Raw genomic sequence first — 26,628 nt, forward strand, 5'->3', positions numbered from 1 at the left:
TTCTGAATCAAATAATTCTGAGTTAAACAATAAAGGCTGTGGATTAATTCACAGCCTTTTTCTTTATTATAAATTATGCGATTTTCACTAAGCCAGAGCTTGTTTTAAATCAGCAATTAAATCATCCACATCTTCAAGACCAATCGATAGTCGAATTAAACCATCACTAATACCATGTCTTTGTCGTTCTTCTGCACTATAAGTGGCATGAGTCATTGTGGCAGGATGTTGAGCTAAAGATTCGCAGTCTCCTAAACTCACTGCTCGACTAAAGAGATTTAAACGATTGAGAAACTCTCTACCCACTTTTATGCCTCCTTTTAGCTCAATAGCTATCATGCCACCAGATAAACGCATCTGGCGTTTGGCGAGTTCATATTGAGGGAAAGAAACTAATCCCGGATAATGAATAGTTTCAACCTTAGGATTATCTGTAAGATATTCTGCAATACGTTGTGCATTTTTACAGATCTGCTCCATCCTTATGCTCAGTGTTTTTATTCCTCGTAATATTAACGAGGCATCATGAGGAGATAAACAAGCCCCCGTCATATCCTTTAAACCTTCAACACGTATTTTATCCGCTAAGGCGTGCGTGGTAATAATCGCTCCCGCAGTGACATCCCCATGACCTGATAAATATTTGGTCATAGAATGCACAACAATATCAGCACCAAGTTTTAAAGGTTGCTGTAAATAAGGCGAGCAATAAGTACTATCGACCATGACTAAAATATTATGTTGATGCGCAATTTCTGATATTTTTGCAATATCACTCACTCGCATATTAGGATTAGCCGGAGTTTCAAAAAAAATTAATTTTGTTTTCTCAGTAATCGCTTCTTTCAGTTTTTCAAGGTTAGTTAAATCAACGTGCTTTATTTTAACACCAAATTTAGCAAGTCCATGATTAAAAAATGTAAAAGTGCAACCATAAAGCGTCATATCAGCAATGAGTTCATCACCAGGCTGAAGTAACGACCAGCAACTAGAAGTAATTGCCCCTATTCCTGAAGAAAAAACAACGGCGCCTTCACCATTTTCTAATTGTGCTAAACGCTTTTCTAATAACTCTAAAGTAGGGTTTGAGATCCGAGAATAAAAATACCCTTTTTGTTTTCCAGCAAAGCAATCAGCACCATATTGTGCCGTTGGAAAAACAAAAGTGGATGTTTGAAAAACAGGAGGCACTAATGCCCCCTGAGAATCTAACGGAGAATAACCATAATGTATTGCTTGAGTATTAAAATGTTTATTACTTTGCGTCATTACATCTCCTATTTATTAATTAACTTTCTATTAGTTTGTTATTTCCCCCGATAATTTGAACTGTTCTTAAAATAATTGAAATCCCTTTAAGAGTATCAGGATTTCTTAATAATGCAAAAGTTGAACCTAATGTATATTTTTTATCTTGATAAAGAGATTCTTTCTTTGCCATATTATAAGCAGCACTTAACTCCCATATTGGAATTAATGTTTCTTCAAACGCAACCGAAATTTTTTCAACTGTTGCATTATCCATAATATCTATTGAGTCAGATATTAAAGATAATAAATCGACGATATTATCAAAGCGCTTTAATGCTAATAATGGTCTTGCTTTTTCTAATAAATGTTGAAGATGTAATTTATCTTCATCAGATAATAGTTGAATATCTGCTGGGCTTAAGTTATTTTCACTCATTATTGTATCCCCTATAATAATCCTCTAACGGTTGCCCAATATAAACCTCGGTTATAACTATTACGCAGTAATCCGCCTAGCTTTGTCGGTGGTGTAGGAATTACGTCATGTTTATAGTCATACTGTAATGGCATACCTGCTGATAATCCCATTTGTGCGACCGCTTGCACACGACCATCATAAATCGCAGCAGGATAACCGTAACGAAGTTCACCACAGATGTTATTTGCAATTACACCCGCTTGGTTATGACAACTACCGCCGGCTTTACTAATCGGTAAATCAACCGTATCACCAAGAACATACACTTGATTTAATCCATAGACTTGCAATGTTTCAGGATCAGTAGGTAACCAACCTTCACCATTATTATGTTCACTCAAACCAGTATTACGAATCGCCTCAACGGCAGTAATAGGCGGTGTACTCATAAGGATATCAAATGGCTCTTCCTCGCCCTCTTTTGAGTAAGCTATTTTCTTATCAGGATCAACATGGCTCAACGTAAAGCCTCGCTTAGCTTTAATATCTCGCTCAGAGAATACGGCCGGAAGAACTTCACAAACTTCCTGTTGCATAAACAGACAGTTTCTTAGAAGTTGAGCAACCGTAGGATAGGTATAAACAATTTCAATATTATTTCTCACCCGACGCTGACGAAGAAGCTCATCCAGCATCAATGTTGTCTCCATAGGAGCAATACCACATTGATGCGGTACATTAGGTGTTTCAGGGAAGCTAACAGTAATAAATACACGGCCTTTTTCAATTTTAGCTAATTTATCAGCAAGTGTTCTTGCGGCTTCATATTGGTAAAAATGATTTCCCGCTTCTTTTAAGCCTTCAATTCTATGAGGACTAGGAACACAACCTGTTGCTAATACTAAAAAATCATAGTTATATTTTTTATTAGACTCGCAATAAATTACTTTATTATTAAAGTCAAAACGTTCTGCTTTATCAATAACAAATTCAATTTCGGGTCTTAATAAACTTCTTTCTGATCGCATTAGCTCTTCTTTTAAAAAAAGATTAAATGCAATATACATAAATGCAGGTTTGTAATAATGATTAGGATTATCTGAAATAAGCGTAATTTTAATTTTATTTGAAAAGATTTCGTCATTTAATTTTTTAGCTAGGATATTAGCAAGAATAGTTCCGCCGGTACCACCGCCAATAATAACTATATTTTTTGTTGGCATTTTATTTCCTATATCTAGTGATATTAGATAGACCAAAAAAGTATAGTAAATAACGTTAATATAACAAATAGATTAAATAGATAGATAAATTACCCATAAAATAATATATCTAATTGATAGATGATATAATCATATTTAATTTAAATATTAAAAATTAAATATTAACTTATGTTATTATTACCTACTAATAAAATGTCGCGATTAAAGGATGATGGTCAGATGCATCTGTGATTAAGACCTCAGCTTTATTCAACGATAACCCTCGATAAAAAATATAATCCAAAGGTTTACCAAAGGCTTTTGTACGCCAATCATTATCAAAAATAACTTCTTTAAGTCTTAACGCTCTTGCAAAACGTTTTAATACATTGACTCTTGGGCGGCTCCACGCATTAAAATCACCCGCTAAAATAACAGGTCCTTTGTGATTCATGATATGAACAGATAAATTGCTCAATTGACGCTGATAAACATCGACACCAAAACTAAAATTAATCGCATGTACATTAATAACCATTAAATGATCACCCGTAATTAATGGATATACCGTAATTAATGCTGATTTGGGTAGTCGTAAAAAGGGCTCTTTCTCTCTGAGAGGGCAGCAATAGATAGGATGGGAACTTGATAATGTCATCACACCAGCTGGGTGTTGTTGAAAAGCCAAAGCAGGGACTTGGTCTGCAATTAAATGGTGAATTCCAGCAAAACGTACAAGCTCAGGTGTAGTTTGAGCTTCTTGTAACAAAAGCAAATGCGTATCTGTTGAGAGCGTTTCCAACATATTACGCCAATTGAGTCGTTGCTGTTTATAGATATTCCAAACCGCAATTTTTAGAGTGCCTTCAGTGTAAAGGGGCATTCCGATAGGTAAGGTATCCTTTCTTTCACTTAAAGGTGGGCTGGGCTCAATCCTTTCAACAGGTTGACCTGCTACAAAACGCACTGAATAATTCGGTTTTTTCGCCATTAGCAACCTCAGATAAACAGCAAGATATCTTGCTATAACTAAAGTATACCAAAGCCAAGCTTCGCTCTCACCCTTTAAAAGGACACCATAATCAACAAAAGTAATTATTTTTATATATAATAGTTATGTTTACTTAAAATTATCCGATTAATTTATTTTTTATTCTAAATTTTAAGCAAAAAAAAACCTAAGTCGTTAAACTTAGGTTTCTTAATGTTGGCGGAACGGACGGGACTCGAACCCGCGACCCCCTGCGTGACAGGCAGGTATTCTAACCAACTGAACTACCGCTCCGCGTATTCTTTGCGCGATTAATGTTATCTAACACTAACGCTTTAATTAATGCCTGGCAGTTCCCTACTCTCACATGGGGAGACCCCACACTACCATCGGCGCTACAACGTTTCACTTCTGAGTTCGGCATGGATTCAGGTGGGTCCGCTGCGCTATGGCCGCCAAGCAAATTCGGTATCATTACCCGTTACTGTTGTTTCTTTCTCAGTAACCAGCAATATTCAATCTTAAACAAGCTTACTTCATCGATGTTCGTCTCTCAGACAAAACACCTTCGGTGTTGTCAGGTTAAGCCTCACGGTTCATTAGTACTGGTTAGCTCAACGTATCGCTACGCTTACACACCCAGCCTATCAACGTCTTAGTCTTAAACGTTCCTTTAGGTCACTCTAGGTGACAGGGAAGACTCATCTCGAGGCAAGTTTCCCGCTTAGATGCTTTCAGCGGTTATCTCTTCCGCACTTAGCTACCGGGCAATGCCATTGGCATGACAACCCGAACACCAGTGGTGCGTTCACTCCGGTCCTCTCGTACTAGGAGCAACCCCTCTCAATCTTCCAACGCCCACGGCAGATAGGGACCGAACTGTCTCACGACGTTCTAAACCCAGCTCGCGTACCACTTTAAATGGCGAACAGCCATACCCTTGGGACCTACTTCAGCCCCAGGATGTGATGAGCCGACATCGAGGTGCCAAACACCGCCGTCGATATGAACTCTTGGGCGGTATCAGCCTGTTATCCCCGGAGTACCTTTTATCCGTTGAGCGATGGCCCTTCCATTCAGAACCACCGGATCACTAAGACCTACTTTCGTACCTGCTCGAGCCGTCACTCTCACAGTCAAGCTGGCTTATGCCTTTGCACTAACCGCATGATGTCCGACCATGCTTAGCCAACCTTCGTGCTCCTCCGTTACTCTTTAGGAGGAGACCGCCCCAGTCAAACTACCCACCAGACACGGTCCCCGACCCAGATTATGGGCCTAGGTTAGAACATCAAACGTTAAAGGGTGGTATTTCAAGGTTGACTCCATGCAGACTGGCGTCCACACTTCTAAGTCTCCCACCTATCCTACACATCAAGGCTCAATGTTCAGTGTCAAGCTATAGTAAAGGTTCACGGGGTCTTTCCGTCTTGCCGCGGGTACACTGCATCTTCACAGCGAGTTCAATTTCACTGAGTCTCGGGTGGAGACAGCCTGGCCATCATTACGCCATTCGTGCAGGTCGGAACTTACCCGACAAGGAATTTCGCTACCTTAGGACCGTTATAGTTACGGCCGCCGTTTACTGGGGCTTCGATCAAGAGCTTCTCCTTACGGATAACCCCATCAATTAACCTTCCAGCACCGGGCAGGCGTCACACCGTATACGTCCACTTTCGTGTTTGCACAGTGCTGTGTTTTTAATAAACAGTTGCAGCCAGCTGGTATCTTCGACTGGCTTCGGCTCCGTCCGCAAGGGACTTCACTTACCGCCAGCGTGCCTTCTCCCGAAGTTACGGCACCATTTTGCCTAGTTCCTTCACCCGAGTTCTCTCAAGCGCCTGAGTATTCTCTACCTGACCACCTGTGTCGGTTTGGGGTACGATTGTTGGTAACCTGAAGCTTAGAGGCTTTTCCTGGAAGCAGGGCATCAATTGCTTCACCACCTTAGTGGCTCGTCATCACACCTCAGCATTAAGTGACCGGATTTGCCTAATCACTCTGCCTACATGCTTGAACCGGGACGACCGTCGCCCGGACAACCTAGCCTTCTCCGTTCCCCCATCGCAGTTACCACCAGTACGGGAATATTAACCCGTTTCCCATCGACTACGCTTTTCAGCCTCGCCTTAGGGGTCGACTCACCCTGCCCCGATTAACGTTGGACAGGAACCCTTGGTCTTCCGGCGTGCGGGTTTTTCACCCGCATTATCGTTACTTATGTCAGCATTCGCACTTCTGATACCTCCAGCATACCTCACAGTACACCTTCGCAGGCTTACAGAACGCTCCCCTACCCAACAACACCTAAGTGTCGCTGCCGCAGCTTCGGTGCATGGTTTAGCCCCGTTACATCTTCCGCGCGGGCCGACTCGACCAGTGAGCTATTACGCTTTCTTTAAATGATGGCTGCTTCTAAGCCAACATCCTGGCTGTCTGAGCCTTCCCACTTCGTTTCCCACTTAACCATGACTTTGGGACCTTAGCTGGCGGTCTGGGTTGTTTCCCTCTTCACGACGAACGTTAGCACCCGCCGTGTGTCTCCCGTGATAACATTCTTCGGTATTCGTAGTTTGCATCGAGTTGGTAAGTCGGGATGACCCCCTAGTCGAAACAGTGCTCTACCCCCGAAGATGAGTTCACGAGGCGCTACCTAAATAGCTTTCGGGGAGAACCAGCTATCTCCCGGTTTGATTGGCCTTTCACCCCCATCCACAAGTCATCCGCTAATTTTTCAACATTAGTCGGTTCGGTCCTCCAGTTAGTGTTACCCAACCTTCAACCTGCCCATGGATAGATCACCGGGTTTCGGGTCTATACCCTGCAACTCATTCGCCCAGTTAAGACTCGGTTTCCCTACGGCTCCCCTATTCGGTTAACCTTGCTACAGAATATAAGTCGCTGACCCATTATACAAAAGGTACGCAGTCACCTCACGAAGAGGCTCCTACTGCTTGTACGTACACGGTTTCAGGTTCTTTTTCACTCCCCTCGCCGGGGTTCTTTTCGCCTTTCCCTCACGGTACTGGTTCACTATCGGTCAATCAGGAGTATTTAGCCTTGGAGGATGGTCCCCCCATATTCAGACAGGATAACACGTGTCCCGCCCTACTCGTCGAGTTCACAATAACAGCATCTTCAGATACGGGGCTATCACCCTTTACTGCCGGACTTTCCAGACCGTTCTCCTGATGCTGCTATTGATTAAGACTCTGGGCTGTTCCCCGTTCGCTCGCCGCTACTAGGGGAATCTCGGTTGATTTCTTTTCCTCGGGGTACTGAGATGTTTCAGTTCTCCCGGTTCGCTTCATTAACCTATGTATTCAGTTAATGATAATATCCATTGGATATTGGGTTTCCCCATTCGGAAATCGTCGGGTATAACGGTTCATATCACCTTACCGACGCTTATCGCAGATTAGCACGTCCTTCATCGCCTCTGATTGCCTAGGCATCCACCGTGTACGCTTATTCGCTTAACCTCACAACCCGAAGGTGTTTCTCTCGAAGACGACTTTAAAGGTCATGGCTACACAAGCATCAATTCGTTGTTGGGCAGTGCTCGTAATGCTCACATACTTATGTATGCTGCGCTTACTGCGCGCTGTCCGCCTAGAATTGCTGTTGCTCGCTCATGACACTCGCCTTGGAGTATCACACATTCAAGGTCTGAGATTTTGAGAGACTCATCAATATACCTCGGTGATATATTGATTTGTTTTCAATTTTTCAGCTTGTTCCAGATTGTTAAAGAGCATAATAGGTAAAATAACTCATGCGAATTATCTTAACTATTCTCTGATTCTCATCAGACTATAGTGTGGTACGCCTTTCACTCATACCGCGCAATTGGCGTCCCCTAGGGGATTCGAACCCCTGTTACCGCCGTGAAAGGGCGGTGTCCTAGGCCTCTAGACGAAGGGGACTTCAGTCAGCTTCGCAGACGCGCTTTTGCTCGTTCTTCATCAGACAATCTGTGTGAGCACTGCACATAACACGTATCTCTTAGGTAAGGAGGTGATCCAACCGCAGGTTCCCCTACGGTTACCTTGTTACGACTTCACCCCAGTCATGAATCACAAAGTGGTAAGCGCCCTCCCGAAGGTTAAGCTACCTACTTCTTTTGCAACCCACTCCCATGGTGTGACGGGCGGTGTGTACAAGGCCCGGGAACGTATTCACCGTAGCATTCTGATCTACGATTACTAGCGATTCCGACTTCATGGAGTCGAGTTGCAGACTCCAATCCGGACTACGACAGACTTTATGAGTTCCGCTTGCTCTCGCGAGGTCGCTTCTCTTTGTATCTGCCATTGTAGCACGTGTGTAGCCCTACTCGTAAGGGCCATGATGACTTGACGTCATCCCCACCTTCCTCCGGTTTATCACCGGCAGTCTCCTTTGAGTTCCCGCCATCACGCGCTGGCAACAAAGGATAAGGGTTGCGCTCGTTGCGGGACTTAACCCAACATTTCACAACACGAGCTGACGACAGCCATGCAGCACCTGTCTCAGCGTTCCCGAAGGCACTCCTCTATCTCTAAAGGATTCGCTGGATGTCAAGAGTAGGTAAGGTTCTTCGCGTTGCATCGAATTAAACCACATGCTCCACCGCTTGTGCGGGCCCCCGTCAATTCATTTGAGTTTTAACCTTGCGGCCGTACTCCCCAGGCGGTCGATTTAACGCGTTAGCTCCGGAAGCCACTCCTCAAGGGAACAACCTCCAAATCGACATCGTTTACAGCGTGGACTACCAGGGTATCTAATCCTGTTTGCTCCCCACGCTTTCGCACCTGAGCGTCAGTCTTTGTCCAGGGGGCCGCCTTCGCCACCGGTATTCCTCCACATCTCTACGCATTTCACCGCTACACATGGAATTCTACCCCCCTCTACAAGACTCTAGCTGACCAGTCTTAGATGCCATTCCCAGGTTAAGCCCGGGGATTTCACATCTAACTTAATCAACCGCCTGCGTGCGCTTTACGCCCAGTAATTCCGATTAACGCTTGCACCCTCCGTATTACCGCGGCTGCTGGCACGGAGTTAGCCGGTGCTTCTTCTGCGGGTAACGTCAATTGATAAAGGTATTAACTTTATCACCTTCCTCCCCGCTGAAAGTACTTTACAACCCTAAGGCCTTCTTCATACACGCGGCATGGCTGCATCAGGCTTGCGCCCATTGTGCAATATTCCCCACTGCTGCCTCCCGTAGGAGTCTGGGCCGTGTCTCAGTCCCAGTGTGGCTGATCATCCTCTCAGACCAGCTAGAGATCGTCGCCTAGGTGAGCCATTACCTCACCTACTAGCTAATCCCATATGGGTTCATCCGATAGCGCAAGGTCCGAAGAGCCCCTGCTTTGGTCCGTAGACGTCATGCGGTATTAGCTACCGTTTCCAGTAGTTATCCCCCTCTATCGGGCAGATCCCCATACATTACTCACCCGTCCGCCGCTCGTCAGCAAGAAAGCAAGCTTTCTCCTGTTACCGCTCGACTTGCATGTGTTAGGCCTGCCGCCAGCGTTCAATCTGAGCCATGATCAAACTCTTCAATTAAAAGTGTTTGATGCTCAAAGAAATCGAAAACTTAGCTATTCATAAATGAATTTACTTTTGTTGTTCACTCTTCAAGACTTGATACATCTAATATTTTAGAAGATATCGTCTCTGCGAGTGCCCACACAGATTGTCTGATAATTTGTTAAAGAGCAGTGCAACATTCGCTGCCGTTTCCGGTCTTCTGCGTTGTTGCGAGGAGGTGCATTCTACATCTTCCTCATTCAGTGTCAAGCGTTTATTTTCAAGGCTTTTCACTTTTTTTCTTCGTTCTCTCAGTCAGTTCGCTTAGCGCCCTGTGCCGTGACAACGAGGACGCATTATAGGGAGTTTTCTGAGGCTGGCAATAGTTTTTTAAAAAAAAATGTTCGTTTGTTGGTAAATTAAACGAAGTGCCTATTTTTTGTGGCTTTTTAGCCATTTTGGCAAGTCTGCAAGGCTATCGAGAACAAAATCTGCACACTGTTGTGCCTCTTCAGTTATCTCTTTTCCAGTGCGAACAAGAATTTTATGACCCACTCCCGCAGTTTTTGCTGCCAACATATCTTCTTTTTTATCGCCAACCATATAAGAAGAAGCCATATCGATGTTTAATTGTGCTTTTGCATCCATAAACATACCTGAGGCTGGTTTGCGACAATCACATTCTTTCTTATATTCTTCTACAGTGGCATCAGGATGATGAGGACAATAATAGATACCATCTAAATCAACACCTCTATCTGCCAAAGACCAATCCATCCACTCTGTTAGATGTAAAAATTGATCTTCACTATAGTAGCCACGCCCAATGCCCGATTGATTAGTCACTAGTACCAAGGCATATCCCATAGCTTTTAATTCAGCCATTGCCTCAATCACGCCATCGATAAATTCAAAGTTATCAATTTCAGACACATAACCATGGTCTATATTAATAGTTCCATCGCGATCTAAGAAAATCGCAGAAATCCCCTTGCTCACAGCATTACTCCATTTAGATATTTTTATTAGTATCGCATGTTTTTTCTTATATAGAGAATGATATCCACGGCTTTCTTTCTTTATTAGTCTTCAACTCTTTTTTATTGACTTAGCCGTCTAGACGCCTTAACATCTATTTTAACTCGGGCAGAATAGTCTTTATGTCCCATATCTACTTATATAAAGAAAAACATGATTAAACTGACGAATATAAACAAAGTATTTAAGCAGGGAGAGCGTTCTATACAAGCGCTATCAAATATTAACCTGCATGTGCCACAAGGGCAGATTTTTGGTGTTATCGGATCGTCAGGTGCGGGTAAAAGTACACTTATACGTTGTGTGAATATGTTAGAAAAACCCACTTCAGGTGAAGTGCTTGTTGATGGGCGTGATCTCACAAAGTTATCTGATAAAGAATTAACGAAAGCACGTCGTGGTATTGGCATGATTTTCCAACATTTCAACTTACTGTCTTCACGTACCGTATTTGATAATGTGGCACTGCCATTAGAACTTGATAACACACCTCGCGCTGAGATTAATAAGCGTGTTAATGAATTACTTGAATTAGTTGGTTTATCAGATAAGAAAGAGTATTACCCAGCAAACTTATCTGGTGGACAAAAGCAACGTGTTGCAATAGCGCGTGCATTAGCAAATTCACCCAACGTTTTGTTGTGTGATGAAGCCACCAGCGCACTTGATCCAGCAACAACACGTTCTATTTTAGAATTGCTGAAAGACATTAACCGTCGTTTAGGCCTCACCATTTTATTAATCACTCATGAAATGGACGTTGTAAAACGCATTTGTGATCAAGTCGCAGTAATAAGTGGTGGTGAATTAGTTGAAAGTGATGCAGTGAGTGAAGTTTTCTCTCATCCAAAAACACCTGTTTCTCAGGCTTTTATCCAATCAACACTACAATTGGATATTCCTGAAGATTACAAAGAACGTATGAAACCAGAGTGGGAAGAAGGTTTATTCCCATTATTGAAACTTGAATTTAACGGTCAATCCGTTGATGCACCATTAATGTCCATCGTTGCTCGTCGTTTTGACGCAGATATTAATATCTTAAGTTCACAAATGGACTATGCCGGTGGTGTGAAGTTTGGCGTGATGTTAGCTGAGCTACACGGTAAGAATGGTAATACTGAAAAGTCGATTGCGTTTTTAGAAGAGCATCATGTGAAAGTAGAGGTTCTCGGTTATGTCTGAAGGAATGGTTTATTTATTAATTAGTGGGATCTGGGAAACCTTAGTCATGACCTTCGTTTCAGGCTTCTTTGGTTTTGTCATCGGGCTACCACTTGGTGTTTTACTTTATGTCACTCGTCCTGAACAAATTATGGCAAATCCACCTGCCTATCGTGTTATCTCAGCACTTGTGAATATTTTTAGGGCTATCCCTTTTATTATCTTACTTGTATGGATGATCCCTTTTACTCGCTTGATTGTAGGAACATCTATTGGCTTGCAAGCAGCCATCGTGCCATTAACTGTTGCCGCAGCACCTTTTATTGCTCGTATGGTCGAAAATACGCTATTGGAAATCCCACAAGGATTAATTGAAGCATCTCGTTCTATGGGTGCAACACCAATGCAAATTATTAAGAAAATTTTATTACCAGAATCTTTACCAGGCTTGATTAATGCTGCAACCATTACACTAATTACATTAGTGGGTTACTCAGCGATGGGTGGTGCTGTTGGTGCAGGTGGTTTAGGTCAAATTGGCTATCAATATGGTTACGTTGGCTATAATGCAACTGTAATGAATATTGTGATTGTTCTACTCGTTATTCTTGTTTTTATCATTCAGTTTTTCGGCGATCGCTTAGTGAAGCTGACAACACATAAATAATTAGATTGAAGGTTTCAATTATTAAATCGAAACCTTTTAATTAACAGATCAAATAAGGGTAAATGTATGTCATTGAAATTTAAATCGCTCGCAGTCGTAAGTGCTTTAGTTGGCGCATTAGTATTAGCTGGTTGTGGTGAAAAAGAAAAAGATCCAAACCATATTCGTGTTGGTGTTATTTCTGGCTCTGAACAACAAGTTGCAGAAGTAGCAAAACAAGTTGCTAAAGATAAATATGGTCTTGATGTAGAACTCGTTACTTTCAATGACTTCGTAATGCCTAATGAATCATTAAGTCGTGGTGATATCGATCTTAATGCATTCCAACACAAACCTTATTTGGATCAACAAATTAAAGATCGTAATTTCAAGATTACTGCGGTAGGAAATACGTTTATTTACCCTATCGCGGGTTACTCTAAAAAAATTACTGATTTAGCTGATTTACCTGATGGCGCTCAAGTGGCTATCCCTAACGATCCAACTAACTTAGGTCGTTCACTGCTGTTATTAGAAAAAGTGGGATTAATTAAATTAAAAGATGGTGTAGGCTTATTACCAACTTCTTTAGATATTATTGAAAATCCTAAAAATCTAAAATTAGTAGAATTAGAAGCACCTCAATTACCACGTTCATTAGATGATCAAAAAATCTATTTGGCGGTAATCAATACCACTTATGCAAGCCAAGTAAACTTAACACCAGCAAAAGACGGTATTTTTGTTGAAGATAAAGAATCTCCATATGTAAATATCATTGTTGCTCGCGAAGATAATAAAGACAGTGAGAATGTGAAGAAATTTATTCAAGCTTACCAAACTGATGAAGTTGATAGTGCTGCAAATAAAATCTTTAACGGCGGTGCTGTAAAAGGCTGGTAATACGTTAAAATTTAACTTAATTATAAAAAAGGCGGACATTTGTTCGCCTTTCTCTTTTTTACTTGGCTAATTTGCATTAAATTAGTGCCGTTTAATTTTTGTATAGACAATAATAAAGAGGATATAACCCATGCACATGCGCTTGCTACTTCTTGGCATCATGGCGCTGTTTATGACAGGCTGTTCAATGCAAAAATCATCTGATGTTGATCAGTCTAAATTTACGGATATGCGTTTAAATAAACCAGGACAACCACAAAAACCGAGGTCACAAACTTTACCTTCAGTGCGTATTGTTGAAAAAACAGAAGACCTTTTAGGTGCACCTTTTAAAGATCTCGGTATTGTCGCTGGCGAATCTTGTCGTCAAACATTACAAGACCCTCCAGCAAGTTTACCTATTGCTAAAAAAAGAATGGCAACAAAAGCGGCTTACAAAAATGCGAATGCCGTTTTATTGCATGAATGCCAAATTGTCACAGGCTTAGGTTGCTATCAATCCGCCATTTGTGAAGGCACAGCCCTACTCATTACAAAATGAACACCTACCAAATGAATCCTATAGGGTATATTTCAAGCCCTTATAAAGAAAAATTTGCCGTTCCACGCCAACCTGGATTAGTCCAGGATGGTGGCGGTCAACTTATTCTACATACCCCTTATAATCACCCCGATGCAGTCAGAGGTTTAGAACAATTTAGCCACCTTTGGTTACTGTTTGTTTTTCACCAAACAGCACAACAAGGTTGGCATCCTTTGGTTCGCCCACCGAGATTGGGTGGAAACGCAAAGATTGGCGTTTTCGCCACCCGTTCAACCTTTCGTCCTAATCCAATTGGTATGTCGTTAGTTGAATTAAAAAAAGTAAATGCCGAAAATCAGTCTGTTATTTTAGAATTAGGCAGTCTCGATTTAGTGGATGGCACTCCTATTCTTGATATCAAACCTTATTTACCGTTTGCAGAATCTCGACCAAATGCGATTGCAGGTTTTGCACAAGAAGCCCCTAATAACGAAATGCCAGTTTTCTTTTCACAGATTGCATCAGAACAACTGCAACACTATGCAAGTGAATACCCTCATCTTTCACGCTTTATTACCCAAGTATTACAGCAAGATCCTCGTCCTGCTTATAAAAAGGGAGAACAAAGTGATAGAATTTATGCGGTACACTTACTCGAATTCAATGTTCGCTGGCAAGTCAATGGACAACAGACACTTGTTCTTAGTGTAGAACCGAGGTAACTTGCTATTATCTTCATTGATATTGCTATCATGAATAATCTAATCTGAGAGTCATTCTCATGTCTTTAGACAAATCAGATTGAAAAAAATGCTTTGCCCCTTTTGGCAGACCTAAGTCACTGGTAGACTAGAGCGTGTTGACCTTTGATGGTCGATTTTTATTCGAATTAAAAGCATTTTAGGCAAGGAGAGGGGCTCGCCGCCTAGTGAACTAGGCTAGCGCCTCTCAACGCAGAATAAAATGAGTGAAACGTCTTTTAATCGAACCCGTAGGGCTGTTTTTATTTTTAAGTGGTCATTGTTAATATCAATCAATGCCCAAACCCAAAATAGTTGAATATGTTGCTTGTTTTATAAATTTCTTTTGCTGTAAAAATAAGCAGCAAAGATCAACACGCTCTAAAGTCTTTCTCTAATTATATTGATATAGACTGGCGTGACAGTCAGCCTAAGTATTTTTGTTCTAATGGAACCTAATAATGCGTACTAGCCACTATTTGCTCTCTACTTTAAAAGAGACACCTGCTGATGCAGAAATTGTCAGCCATCAACTTATGCTTCGCGCAGGCATGATCCGTAAACTCGCTTCTGGTCTTTATGATTGGATGCCGACAGGGGTTCGTGTTCTAAGAAAAATTGAAAAAATTGTTCGTGAAGAGATGGACAACGCAGGATCACTTGAAATTTCAATGCCCGTTGTTCAACCCGCTGACTTATGGCTAGAAAGTGGTCGTTGGGAACAGTATGGCCCTGAATTACTGCGTTTTTCAGACAGAGGTGAGCGCCCATTCGTTTTAGGCCCAACTCATGAAGAAGTTGTTACTGATATTGTTCGTAATGAAATTACCTCTTACAAACAACTTCCACTGAACTTATATCAAATTCAAACTAAATTCCGCGATGAAGTACGCCCTCGTTTTGGTGTTATGCGTTCTCGTGAATTTATTATGAAAGATGCTTACTCTTTCCATATCTCTCAAGAGTCTTTACAAGAGACTTACGACAGAATGTACGAAGCTTACAGCAAAATTTTCTCACGTATTGGTTTAGATTTCCGTCCAGTACTTGCAGATACAGGCTCTATCGGTGGTAATGCCTCTCATGAGTTCCAAGTTTTAGCAGACAGCGGTGAAGATGACATCGTCTTCTCAACTGGCTCTGACTATGCAGCCAATATCGAATTAGCAGAAGCAGTAATGCCTGCAACTCCACGAGCTGCCGCAACTGAAGAATTACGTTTAGTGGATACACCAAACGCTAAAACAATTGCTGAATTAGTTGAACAATTCAATCTACCCATTGAAAAAACAGTTAAGACACTGATTGTTCGTGGTACAAAAGAGAGTGGTCACCCATTAGTTGCATTATTAGTCCGTGGCGATCACGAACTTAATGAAGTTAAAGCAGAAAAATGCGCTATCGTTGCAGCACCTTTAACTTTCGCTACTGAAGCTGAGATTCGCCAAGCTGTAAATGCAGGCCCAGGTTCATTAGGCCCAGTTAATCTGCCACTACCTGTTATTATGGATCGTTCTGTTTCTGTGATGAGTGATTTCGGTGCAGGTGCAAACGTTGATGGTAAACACTATTTTGGTATCAACTGGGAGCGTGACCTGCCTGTTGCTGAAATTGCAGACATCCGTAATGTTGTTGAAGGCGATCCAAGCCCAGACGGTAAAGGAACGTTACTAATCAAACGTGGTATTGAAGTTGGTCATATCTTCCAACTTGGCACAAAATATTCAGAAGCATTAAAAGCAACCGTACAAAACGAAGAAGGTCATAACCAAATCGTTACTATGGGCTGTTATGGTATCGGTGTAACTCGTATTGTTGCTGCCGCTATTGAACAAAATCATGATGCTCGCGGTATTATTTGGCCAGATGCAATTGCACCATTCCAAGTTGCTATTTTACCAATGAATATGCATCGTTCTTATCGTGTTAAAGAAGTCGCTGACAAACTTTATGACGAATTACGTGCTCAAGGTATTGATGTTCTGTTTGATGATCGTAAAGAACGTCCGGGTGTAATGTTTGCTGATATGGAACTTATCGGTATTCCACACACGATCGTGATTGGTGATCGTAACCTCGATAACAATCAAATCGAATATAAAGCACGTCGTAGTGATGATAAATCACTAGTCAATGTTGATGATGTTGTTGCCTTTATCAAAGAGCAACTCGCTTAATCATTAAGCCTCTTGACAATAAGAGGCTTCATTGAGCAACAAAAAACCCGCAAAAGCGGGTTTTTTATTAGGAATAGAATAACTAAAACTTAGCTTCTGCTACCACGATGATTTCCACAAGAACCATGACGATTAAAACGAGGTTTTTCATCTGCAACAACTAAAGCTCGGTCATATTGACCGTCTTCCATTGAAGGACGAATACTGTAATAACCATTTACTTCGAGGTAAACAGGTGTTCCACCCTCAACACCCGTTGAGAAATAGCCTTTTTCCAATTCAATACCACTAGCTGCGTAAACACGCCCTGATTGGCAATCTTTAAACGTACCTGCATCAGCAAAATAAGTGAACTCGCCGGCAAGCTGTTTAGGTTGAACCTTAGCTAAAGTATAATTTAGTTCTGAATTAATAACATTGCCATCAATATCAAGCATGACTAATTTATCTTCACGAGGTAAATAATAGCTCTTCTCACCATAACTATTAGTCAATGTCAGCTTATCTTTACCTAATACCCATGTTCCTGATTCAAAGAAACTACGTTTATCATCAGGTGAACCTTGATAGCTTTGCTCCATAACATAAGAGCCATCTTGATTAACAAGAATTGTCGTGTCGATGCCAGAGCAATCGGCACAAGGCAGAATACTGTTGTAAGTTTGGTCTACAATTTTTCCATCAAGTGATAAGCCAATATTATTTTGGCAACCTGACAGTATAAATAACCCAGCAGCAACGGCTGCAAATAAAAATTTTTTCCCCATCATCGACTCCCTACATTCTGGGTACTTTTTAATAAATCATTCTCTATATGATTCTAACATTTTTTAAAATAAAAGGGGGCAATAAAACAAGCTTTAAGATAAATGCACCCATAATTGTTAATTATTTCTCAAATCACTTCGAATAAAGAACTATTTCAGAAAATTATTATAATAACTATTGTGCTCACATCGAATAACAGCATAATGATTTTATTCTGAATTATTCACTGGCGGCAACACCGCCACGAAAGAGTGGTGAGGGAATATGTCAACAAATACAGAATATCAACCAATTAACTGTGATGATTATGAGTATCTGGAGTTAGCATGTCAGCGTGGTTTAGCACTCCATATTGAACTGCATGATGGTGAGCTTATTGAAGGTGTTGCGGATGACCTTTTCTTAAGCAAGAAAGTTGAATACCTAAAAGTCAAAACGTCTGAAGGCTCTAAAGATTTACGACTGGATGTTATTGCCAGTTTTTCTAATCCCGAACTTGGGACAATTGTTATAAAATCGGAATAACCGAATAAAGAACAACCGCCAACCGGCGGTTGTTCATTCATGAGCCTTTCGCCACTCAATAGTAATAGCGTGTTCTGATGTTGCTTTTCCCTCAAAAGTAACAAATGTGTCAATAGCTGCAATTAACGTATCATTATAATAAATCAAAGGGATCCGGGTTCTACGCCAAGGTGCAACTTCAAGCTCTTGCCAAATCTTTTTACTATGTCGAGCATGCTCTCGCCCTACAATACGTAAAGATGCTTGTGTTAAACCAAAACGCACAGTGACTTTTTCATCACTCGAAGGCTTTCTGACAGTGTTTTTTCCAATTTCGGCTACGAGTGATAGAGCACCTAATCCATTAGGTAAACATAAAGGCTCATTGAGCGACCACTCAATAGCATGCTCAGCAGGCTCTTTAATGATTGGAACTAGATAAAGGCGCTGTTTATAACGTCTGACTTCATCTTGATAAAATTGTAATCTAGGTTCGGCATCCGCTTTGGCTAAAGCCACTTCTTGCCATAGTCGTAATATTTGTTGTCTTGAAGGCATGGTTTTATTGTGTTTAGCAAACCAGCGCCTCAGTAAAGCATTGCGCTTTATAACACTACAATGGGCAAGTTGATTAATATCTAAGCTGTGTTCACTGTCCATTAAACCATTAAGTTCAGAATCTAATAGTTCGTCTAGTAGTGCTTCTTGTTCACCACACAATGCAGCACTTCTAGTTACCGCTTGTGAAAAATGAGGCCAACGTTGAGCTAGTAAGGGCATAACACGCAATCGTAAAAAATTGCGATCATAACGATCATCTTGATTACTATCGTCTTCTATCCAATTTAATCGTTGCTCTGTCGCATAGGACTCGATTTGCTCACGAGTAATATTAAGTAATGGTCGAAGTAAATAACTATTCTCAAACAACATCTTGGCAGGCATTGAAGACAATCCAGCAGGGCCACTGCCTCGCTTTAAAGCCAGTAAAAAAGTTTCAGCTTGATCATCTTGGTGTTGAGCAGTTACTAATACTTGTTGTGGCTGTAAATATCGGCGAAAGGCTTGATAACGCGCCTCTCTTGCACCACTTTCAAGGCCACCCTCTTTAGGATCTACATTCACTTTTTCACTGATAAAATCGACACGCCATTGCTGACAATATTGTTTACAGTGGGCAAGCCAATCATCTGCTTTGATATTTAATCCATGATGAATATAGATAGCTGCTAATTCTAAAGGTAACTGGAATTCATCACGCAAACGAACAAGCCCATGCAATAAAACTGTTGAATCTACCCCACCACTAAAACCCACCAAAATTTTAGTGTAAGGATCAATCTGTTGTTTGATTTCTTCAAGAAGTGAACAGTTTTCCAGTTCCATAGCATTATCATTTATCTGTGAATTCAGATGATTATGTTAAGCTTTTCTACCTGATTTTGCACGAATACAAAGCATTCCTGCAATTAATACCATATCCAAGGATCTTGAATGGCTCATATAAAGAGCCAAAAGAAAGCAGAATATTGATTATTCTGCCTTTGAACAAAAGCTATTTATGCTGTAAAACCACCATCGACCAAATAAGAGGCTCCAGTGACAAACGAAGCTGCGTCACTAGCCAAAAATGCTACAACATTAGCCACTTCTTCTGGCGTACCAAGACGACCAATCGGGTGCAATGTCGCCAACTTTTGCTTATCTAGTTCACGCCCATCTAATAAAGGTGTATCAATATACCCTGGACAAACCGCATTAATACGAATACCTTTGCTTGCATAATCAATAGCAAGTGTTTGTGTCAGTAATTTAACACCACCTTTTGATGCACAATAGGCAGGAAACTCGTGTTGACCAACAAAGGAGCAAATCGAACTACAATTAACAATTGCACCTGATAGTTTGTTTTTCAGCCAATATTGAATAGCTGCACGATTAATCAGAAAGAGCCCATTAAGATTAACGTCTAATACCCCTTTCCATTTTTCATATTCTAATTTATCTGCAATGTTATCAGTTAAAACACCAGCATTAGCAAAAATGAAATCCAGTCGCCCATATTTATTTACTACATAATCAATAAGTTGTTCGTTCTCTTTTTCACTTTTCACGTCCATTTGTATAAATTCACCCGAAAGCCCTTTTTCTTTTAGGTATTTTTCTGCTTTTTGTCCTCGAGTTAAATTACTGCCAATGATAACAACAGATGCGCCTAAGGATAAAAACTTTTCCGCAGAAGCTAATCCAATCCCGCTATTACCACCTGTAATTATCCCAACCTTACCATTAAACGATATCATCGCTTTTTCCTCACAAAAGAAGTAAATGACCCTATAAAATAATAGATAGGGTTGATTATTCTTTTAGTAAAAAAGTGAATTAATATTGTTTTTGAGATCAACTTAACATATTGATATATAATGTATTATAGTAAATATAACCTCATTTTATTATCTCAATGAGGATAGTTTTTAGAGACAAAAAAACCTCATGTTATCAACATGAGGTTTTCTTTTACTTTTTGAATAACATGGTGCTATCAGCAGTAACCGTATTCCATTAAACGTTGGTAGCGACGGTTTGTTAGCTCTTCTGATTCAAATGCATCTAACTCGTCTAAATCAGCTTTGATTTGTGCTTTTAAAGACGCTGCAATTTCATCATAGTGACGATGTGCGCCACCTAAAGGCTCAGGAATAACTGTATCAATCAGCTTAAGCTCTTTTAAACGATTTGCAGTGATACCCATCGCTTCTGCGGCTAATGGTGCTTTATCAGCGCTTTTCCAAAGGATAGATGCACAACCTTCTGGTGAAATAACAGAATAGGTGCTGTATTGCAGCATATTCACTTTATCACCAACACCAATGGCTAGTGCACCACCAGAACCACCTTCGCCAATAACAGTACAGATGATTGGCACGCCAAAGCGTGACATTTCACGTAAGTTACGTGCAATCGCTTCTGATTGACCACGCTCTTCAGCACCAACACCTGGATAAGCACCAGGAGTATCAATAAAGGTGATAATAGGAAGATTAAAACGTTGCGCCATTTCCATTAAACGAAGCGCTTTGCGATAGCCTTCTGGCGCTGGCATACCAAAGTTACGGCGGATTTTCTCTTTCGTTTCACGCCCTTTTTGGTGCCCAATAACCATCACTGGACGACCATCTAAACGAGCGATACCACCAACAATGGCTTTATCATCAGCATAAGCACGGTCGCCTGCTAATTCTTGGAAGTCAGTAAAGATACGATGAATATAATCCAGTGTGTAAGGTCTTAATGGATGACGTGCAAGTTGTGCTACTTGCCATGCACCAAGATCAGAAAAAATCTTACGCGTTAGCTCTAGGCTTTTTTCTCTTAAGCGTGAAACTTCTTCATCGATATTAATATCAATTTTTTCATCATGTTGGCTAACTGCGGTTAGCGAATCAATTTTCGCTTCTAACTCGGCAATTGGCTGTTCAAAATCCAGAAAATTAAGACTCATAACATTCCTATTTTAGTCAAATTCTAATTCTACCTGCTCATTACCCAGCAGAGTTCGCAGATCCGTTAAAAGCATATCTGTTGGCGTTACACGCCAAGTCGCACCAAATCGTAAACGTGCACAGGCATCATGCTTTTCAAAATAAAGGTGAACCGGTATCGTGCCTGAACGATGAGGTTCTAAAACGCCGCGAAGACGATTTAATAATTGCTCATTAATTTGCCTGTCCGATAATGAGATAGCAAGTCCTCGTGCATATTTTTCACGGGCTTCGTTGATATCCATAAGTTCGCGGACTGTCATTTTAAGCCCACCATTGAAATCATCAAAGCTGACCTGCCCAGTAGCAATTAAAATCTTGTCTTGTTCTAATAAATGTTGGTATTTATCCAATGCATCAGAAAATAACATAATTTCTAAGCGACCTGAACGATCATCTAAGGTACAAACGCCGATCCGATTTCCACGTTTCGTTGTAAATACTTTAGAAGCAAGTACTAAGCCTGCTACCTTCACCATTTGACCACGAGGTGTTGGTACTAAATCTTTTAGACGCGTTCCTGCCGCATATCGTTCAATTTCTTTTAAATAACGTGTGATCGGATGACCTGTTAAATATAAACCTAACGTCTCTCGCTCACCTTCTAAAACGACTTGATCTGGCCATTTAGGTATATTGGCATAAGAACGCTCAACTTGTTCAGGAGCTTCAGCTAACACACCAAACATATCCGATTGGCCTATTGCTTCAGCCTTGGCATGTTGGTCTGCGGCTTTTAATGCATCTTCTAATGAAGACATTAAAGCAGCACGATGAGGTCCCAGCTTATCGAATGCGCCTGACATTATCAGTTTTTCCATCACTCGGCGATTCAATTTTTTGGTTTCTGTTCTAGCACAGAGATCAAAAATATCTTTAAAGTGACCGCCTTGCTGACGCGCCTCTACAATCGCTTCAATTGGCCCTTCACCCACACCTTTAATGGCACCAATACCATAAACGATTTCGCCTTCATCATTTACGTGGAAATGATAAAGACCGCTATTAATATCAGGAGGAAGAACCTTTAAGCCCATTCTCCAACATTCATCAACTAATCCCACCACTTTTTCAGTGTTATCCATATCTGCCGTCATTACAGCAGCCATAAATTCAGCTGGATAGTGGGCTTTTAGCCACAATGTTTGATAAGAAACTAATGCATACGCTGCTGAGTGTGATTTGTTAAATCCATAACCGGCGAATTTCTCCACCAAGTCAAAGATCCTCATAGCAAGCTCACCATCGACACCGTTTTTAATAGCACCCTCTTCAAAAACAGAGCGTTGCTTTGCCATTTCTTCAGGTTTTTTCTTACCCATTGCGCGTCGTAACATATCCGCGCCACCTAGTGTATATCCCGCAAGCACCTGTGCAATTTGCATAACTTGTTCTTGGTATAGGATAACACCATAGGTTGGTTCTAGAACGGGCTGTAAGCTTTCATGTTGCCACTTAACATCAGGATATGAGATCTCTTCAACACCGTGTTTACGGTCAATAAAGTTATCTACCATGCCTGATTGCAATGGCCCCGGACGAAATAGGGCAACAAGTGCAATCATATCTTCAAAACAGTCAGGACGTAGGCGTTTGATGAGATCTTTCATACCACGAGATTCTAACTGGAATACCGCGGTCGTTTCTGAACGCTGCAACATGTCAAAACTGCGCTGATCCGTTAATGGGATCGCCGAAATATCAACAGGTTCGAGAGACTTTTTAGCTCGTCGGGCATTAATCATCTCTAATGCCCAGTTAATGATGGTTAGTGTTCTTAAACCTAAGAAGTCGAATTTAACAAGACCCGCGTATTCAACGTCGCTCTTATCAAATTGTGTAACGGGGTTATTTCCCTCAGCATCACAATAAAGTGGCGCAAAATCGGTGATTTTCGTTGGTGAAATAACGACACCACCCGCGTGTTTACCCGCATTACGCGTCACACCTTCTAATTTACGAGCCATATCAATAAGAGATTTAACCTCTTCGTCGGCTTCATAAATTTCTGGTAATTGAGGCTCGGCTGCAAACGCTTTTTCCAGCGTCATACCTGGATCAGGAGGAACGAGTTTTGAAATTCTATCAACAAAACCGTAAGGGTGTCCTAAAACACGACCAACATCGCGAATAACGGCTTTAGCCGCCATCGTACCAAATGTAATGATCTGAGATACCGCATCTCGACCATACATTTCAGCAACGTGGTCGATAACTCTATCCCGTTTTTCCATACAGAAATCGACGTCAAAGTCTGGCATCGATACACGTTCTGGGTTAAGAAAACGTTCGAAAAGTAAGTCGAATTCAAGAGGATCAAGGTCAGTGATTTTGAGTGAGTAAGCGACTAATGAACCAGCACCAGAACCACGCCCTGGTCCTACAGGAACACCGTTATCTTTAGACCACTGAATAAATTCCATCACGATCAGGAAGTAACCTGGGAATCCCATTTGGTTAATCACTTGCAGCTCAATATCAAGACGCTCATCATATTCAGGGCGTCTTTTTTGTCGCTCTTCAGGATCGGGAAATAAAAAGGCTAAGCGTTCTTCTAAACCTTCTTTCGATTTTTTGACGAGGAAATCTTCTGTGCTCATATCCCCAGTTGGGAATTGTGGAAGAAAGTATTCCCCTAAGCGGATCGTGACATTACAGCGTTTAGCGATTTCGACACTGTTTTCTAATGCTTCAGGTATATCAGCAAATAATTCACACATTTCTTCTTCTGTGCGCATATATTGCTGAGGACTATAATTCTTAGGACGTTTGGGATCAGATAACGTAAAACCATCATGAATTGCGACACGAATTTCATGTGCGTCAAAATCATCACTGTCGAGAAAACAGACATCATTGGTTGCAACGACGGGCAGACCTTTTTCAGAAGCCAGTGCTACTGCTTCATGAAGATAAGTTTCCTCATCAGTACGACCTGTACGAATAAGCTCTAGATAATAACTATCGGGAAAATGAGTTTGATAATATTCAAGGCACTGATCAACTAAAGCGCGATTTCCGCGAAGTAGGAACTTACCCACATCCCCCATTCTACCGCCAGAAAGCAACAAGAGCCCTTCTTTGTAGGTTGTTAACCATTCTTGTTTAATCGTCGGTCCAACAGCACCATAACCGTGTTTGTAAGCTTCTGAAATCAATAAAGTGAGGTTTTGGTAGCCTACATTATTACGGGCAAGAATAGTAAGATGAGCATATTCATCACCTAATAATTCTGTTTCAAGGTAAACATCAGCACCAATGATAGGTTTAATGCCAGCACCATGTGCAGCACCATAAAATTTCACTAACCCACATAAGTTAGTGAAATCAGTAATCGCAAAAGCAGGCATTCCCAGCGAAGCCACTTTCTTCACAAGAGGCCCTGTTTTTGCCAATCCATCGATCATTGAATAATCGCTGTGTACCCTAAGATGGATAAAACGAGGATCTGCCATAGTGTTTAATTACTCTGTGGATTACTTTAAATTTAAAGCACGTTTTACAGGCGCAAAACTTTTTCGATGATAGGGTGTTGCCCCTAATAAGGCTAGTTTTTCCATATGGAAAACAGTTGGATACCCTTTATGTTTAGCAAAACCATAATCAGGGTAAAGCTTATCTAACTCTTCCATTTCTCTATCACGAGTCACTTTAGCAAGAATAGAAGCTGCACTAATTTCTTGAACTAAACTATCACCTTTTATAACCGCTTGAGAGGCCATTGGTAATTTAGGACAACGGTTACCATCAATTAAGACCATATCAGGTGTTATTGATAATCCCGCAACAGCACGTTCCATTGCTTTCATGGTTGCCCAAAGAATATTTAATTCATCAATTTCTTCTGGCTCTGCACGACCTATCGCCCAGCATAATGCTTTTTCTTTTATTTCGTCATAAAGAGCATTACGCTTTTTTTCTGTTAGCTTTTTGGAGTCTGTTAATCCTTCAATTGGATTTGCTGGATCAAGAATAACAGCAGCGGTAACTACTGCACCGACTAATGGGCCTCGACCAACCTCATCAACTCCAGCAATAAGATTTGCTTTTGGATATACAAATTCCATTATTTCTCTACCAATTCTAATACTGCATTTGCTGCTTGCTCATCCGCATTACAACGAATATCACTATGTAGCTGTAAAAATATCTCTTTTAATTGACGTACTTTTTCTTCATCGGTTAAAAGAGGTAAAAGTTGTTGTGCTAACGCTGAGGGTTCGCACTCTTCTTGCAATAATTCTTTGATAATTTCTCGGCCAGCTAACAAATTAGGTAACGAGACATAAGGCGTTTTAACTAACCTTTTTGCTAACCAGAAAGTAAATGGTTTCATGCGATAGCCAACAACCATCGGGCATTTCGTTAACATGCATTCTAATGCAGCTGTGCCTGATGCTAACAATGTCGCATCGCTCGCTGTCATTGCTTCTCTTGCTTGCCCATCAAGAAGTTGTATTTCAAGTTCTGGTGCCACATTTTGATGTATCTGTTCAAATTGGGCTCGTCGCTTAGCATTAACTAATGGCACAACAATATGAAGAGCAGGGATTTGCTGTTTTAGTAACTGTGCTGTTTTTATAAAATCAGCACTTAGCATTTCAACTTCAGCATGACGACTACCGGGAAGCAGTGCTAAACAAGGGATTTCTTCAGATATCCCTAGATGTTCACGAGCAGCCTTTTTATCTGGATTTAAGGCTATGGCATCAGCCATTGTATGACCAATAAAACGACAAGGAACCTGATACTTATCATAAAACGCTTTTTCAAAAGGCAGAAAAGCTAAGACGAGATCTGTCGCTTTACCAATTTTGAAAACACGTTTTTGACGCCAAGCCCACACAGATGGACTGACATAGTGAATAGTTTTGATCCCTTTTTGCTTTAAACGACCTTCAAGAGTGATATTAAAATCAGGTGCGTCAATCCCCACGAAAACATCTGGTTTTAATTCTGAGAATCGTTGAGTGAGATCTTTTCTGATCTTTAATAAGCGAGGTAATCGTTCGAGAACTTCAACGATCCCCATGACGGCAAGCTCTTCCATCTCATACCAAGCCTCACAACCTTCAGCTTGCATAAGAGGCCCAGCAACGCCGACAAAGCGAACATTGGGATGCATTTGTTTTAGAGCGCGGATTAATCCCGCGCCCAAGATATCACCGGACGTTTCACCAGCAACTAAGCCGATAACTAACGGACACTGAGTAGTAGATAATTGGCCTGACAAGGTCATATCCT

General features: G+C 41.1%; 19 protein-coding genes, 2 tRNA genes and 3 rRNA genes. 7 read left to right on the top strand and 17 right to left on the bottom strand.

The features are described from left to right. Positions 1-87: 87 nt before the first annotated feature. The 10 genes from F1325_RS14635 to gmhB form a co-directional block, all read right to left on the bottom strand. The gene (locus F1325_RS14635) at positions 88-1,269 is read right to left on the bottom strand and encodes a methionine gamma-lyase (RefSeq protein WP_109371457.1); all 1,182 of its coding nucleotides are present in this window, start codon (positions 1,267-1,269) and stop codon (positions 88-90) included. Between the two features lie 19 nt (positions 1,270-1,288). Beyond that, the gene (locus F1325_RS14640) at positions 1,289-1,687 is read right to left on the bottom strand and encodes a hypothetical protein (RefSeq protein WP_160230639.1); all 399 of its coding nucleotides are present in this window, start codon (positions 1,685-1,687) and stop codon (positions 1,289-1,291) included. An 11-nt stretch (positions 1,688-1,698) separates the two neighbouring features. Further along, complete coding sequence (locus tag F1325_RS14645) at positions 1,699-2,892, bottom strand: NAD(P)/FAD-dependent oxidoreductase (RefSeq protein WP_109371461.1); 1,194 nt, start codon at positions 2,890-2,892, stop codon at positions 1,699-1,701. 184 nt (positions 2,893-3,076) lie between these two features. Beyond that, on the bottom strand, positions 3,077-3,862 hold the full coding sequence (locus F1325_RS14650; protein ID WP_109371463.1) for an endonuclease/exonuclease/phosphatase family protein: 786 nt from the start codon (positions 3,860-3,862) through the stop codon (positions 3,077-3,079). Between the two features lie 217 nt (positions 3,863-4,079). After that, a tRNA-Asp gene (locus F1325_RS14655) sits at positions 4,080-4,156 on the bottom strand. 50 nt (positions 4,157-4,206) lie between these two features. Then, positions 4,207-4,322, bottom strand: a 5S ribosomal RNA gene (gene rrf / locus F1325_RS14660). A gap of 118 nt (positions 4,323-4,440) precedes the next feature. Next, a 23S ribosomal RNA gene (locus F1325_RS14665) occupies positions 4,441-7,344 on the bottom strand. A gap of 368 nt (positions 7,345-7,712) precedes the next feature. After that, positions 7,713-7,788, bottom strand: a tRNA-Glu gene (locus F1325_RS14670). 84 nt (positions 7,789-7,872) lie between these two features. Beyond that, positions 7,873-9,415, bottom strand: a 16S ribosomal RNA gene (locus F1325_RS14675). Together the 16S, 23S and 5S rRNA genes with 2 tRNA genes alongside form the textbook arrangement of a ribosomal RNA operon. A gap of 396 nt (positions 9,416-9,811) precedes the next feature. Continuing rightward, complete coding sequence (gmhB, locus tag F1325_RS14680) at positions 9,812-10,378, bottom strand: D-glycero-beta-D-manno-heptose 1,7-bisphosphate 7-phosphatase (RefSeq protein WP_109373134.1); 567 nt, start codon at positions 10,376-10,378, stop codon at positions 9,812-9,814. Positions 10,379-10,570: 192 nt separating this feature from the next. Between gmhB and metN the strand changes: the two genes are divergently transcribed. From metN to proS, 6 genes are all read left to right on the top strand, one after another. Continuing rightward, the gene (gene metN, locus F1325_RS14685; protein ID WP_099074391.1) at positions 10,571-11,602 is read left to right on the top strand and encodes a methionine ABC transporter ATP-binding protein MetN; all 1,032 of its coding nucleotides are present in this window, start codon (positions 10,571-10,573) and stop codon (positions 11,600-11,602) included. Continuing rightward, a complete protein-coding gene (locus F1325_RS14690; RefSeq protein WP_109373133.1) occupies positions 11,595-12,248 on the top strand; it encodes a methionine ABC transporter permease MetI in 654 nt (217 codons plus the stop codon). Before metN ends, F1325_RS14690 begins: the two co-directional genes overlap by 8 nt. 66 nt (positions 12,249-12,314) lie before the next feature. After that, positions 12,315-13,130 carry a MetQ/NlpA family lipoprotein gene (locus tag F1325_RS14695; protein ID WP_109373132.1) on the top strand — a complete coding sequence of 272 codons (816 nt, stop codon included), beginning with the start codon at positions 12,315-12,317 and terminating at the stop codon, positions 13,128-13,130. 130 nt (positions 13,131-13,260) lie between these two features. Continuing rightward, the gene (rcsF, locus tag F1325_RS14700; protein ID WP_109373131.1) at positions 13,261-13,671 is read left to right on the top strand and encodes an Rcs stress response system protein RcsF; all 411 of its coding nucleotides are present in this window, start codon (positions 13,261-13,263) and stop codon (positions 13,669-13,671) included. Further along, a complete protein-coding gene (gene tsaA / locus F1325_RS14705; RefSeq protein WP_109373130.1) occupies positions 13,668-14,375 on the top strand; it encodes a tRNA (N6-threonylcarbamoyladenosine(37)-N6)-methyltransferase TrmO in 708 nt (235 codons plus the stop codon). Before rcsF ends, tsaA begins: the two co-directional genes overlap by 4 nt. A gap of 479 nt (positions 14,376-14,854) precedes the next feature. Continuing rightward, positions 14,855-16,570 (top strand): proline--tRNA ligase, encoded by a 1,716-nt coding sequence (gene proS, locus F1325_RS14710; RefSeq protein ID WP_109373129.1) that lies wholly within the window; start codon positions 14,855-14,857, stop codon positions 16,568-16,570. A gap of 89 nt (positions 16,571-16,659) precedes the next feature. Here the strand turns inward: proS and nlpE are convergent, their stop codons facing one another. Beyond that, complete coding sequence (gene nlpE, locus F1325_RS14715) at positions 16,660-17,340, bottom strand: envelope stress response activation lipoprotein NlpE (protein ID WP_160230640.1); 681 nt, start codon at positions 17,338-17,340, stop codon at positions 16,660-16,662. A gap of 262 nt (positions 17,341-17,602) precedes the next feature. On the opposite strand from nlpE, the gene rof reads away from it, so the two are divergent. Next, complete coding sequence (gene rof, locus F1325_RS14720) at positions 17,603-17,863, top strand: Rho-binding antiterminator (RefSeq protein WP_109373127.1); 261 nt, start codon at positions 17,603-17,605, stop codon at positions 17,861-17,863. Positions 17,864-17,896: 33 nt separating this feature from the next. Here the strand turns inward: rof and tilS are convergent, their stop codons facing one another. The 6 genes from tilS to lpxB form a co-directional block, all read right to left on the bottom strand. Then, a complete protein-coding gene (gene tilS / locus F1325_RS14725; protein WP_109373126.1) occupies positions 17,897-19,228 on the bottom strand; it encodes a tRNA lysidine(34) synthetase TilS in 1,332 nt (443 codons plus the stop codon). A 173-nt stretch (positions 19,229-19,401) separates the two neighbouring features. Next, positions 19,402-20,145, bottom strand: a complete 744-nt coding sequence (locus F1325_RS14730; protein ID WP_109373125.1) for an SDR family NAD(P)-dependent oxidoreductase — start codon at positions 20,143-20,145, stop codon at positions 19,402-19,404. Between the two features lie 239 nt (positions 20,146-20,384). Next, positions 20,385-21,344, bottom strand: coding sequence for an acetyl-CoA carboxylase carboxyl transferase subunit alpha (gene accA / locus F1325_RS14735; RefSeq protein WP_109373124.1), 960 nt, complete (start codon positions 21,342-21,344; stop codon positions 20,385-20,387). Positions 21,345-21,356: 12 nt separating this feature from the next. Beyond that, positions 21,357-24,839, bottom strand: a complete 3,483-nt coding sequence (gene dnaE, locus F1325_RS14740) for a DNA polymerase III subunit alpha (RefSeq protein WP_160230641.1) — start codon at positions 24,837-24,839, stop codon at positions 21,357-21,359. Positions 24,840-24,860: 21 nt separating this feature from the next. Continuing rightward, positions 24,861-25,451: a ribonuclease HII gene (gene rnhB / locus F1325_RS14745; RefSeq protein ID WP_006535883.1), complete on the bottom strand. Its 591-nt coding sequence runs from the start codon at positions 25,449-25,451 to the stop codon at positions 24,861-24,863. Then, positions 25,451-26,623, bottom strand: coding sequence for a lipid-A-disaccharide synthase (lpxB, locus tag F1325_RS14750; protein WP_109373122.1), 1,173 nt, complete (start codon positions 26,621-26,623; stop codon positions 25,451-25,453). The genes rnhB and lpxB overlap by 1 nt, the downstream gene beginning before the upstream one ends. Between the last annotated feature and the right edge of the window lie 5 nt (positions 26,624-26,628).

It is taken from the genome of Proteus columbae, from assembly GCF_009914335.1.
In the GTDB taxonomy this organism is placed as follows: Bacteria; Pseudomonadota; Gammaproteobacteria; order Enterobacterales; family Enterobacteriaceae; genus Proteus.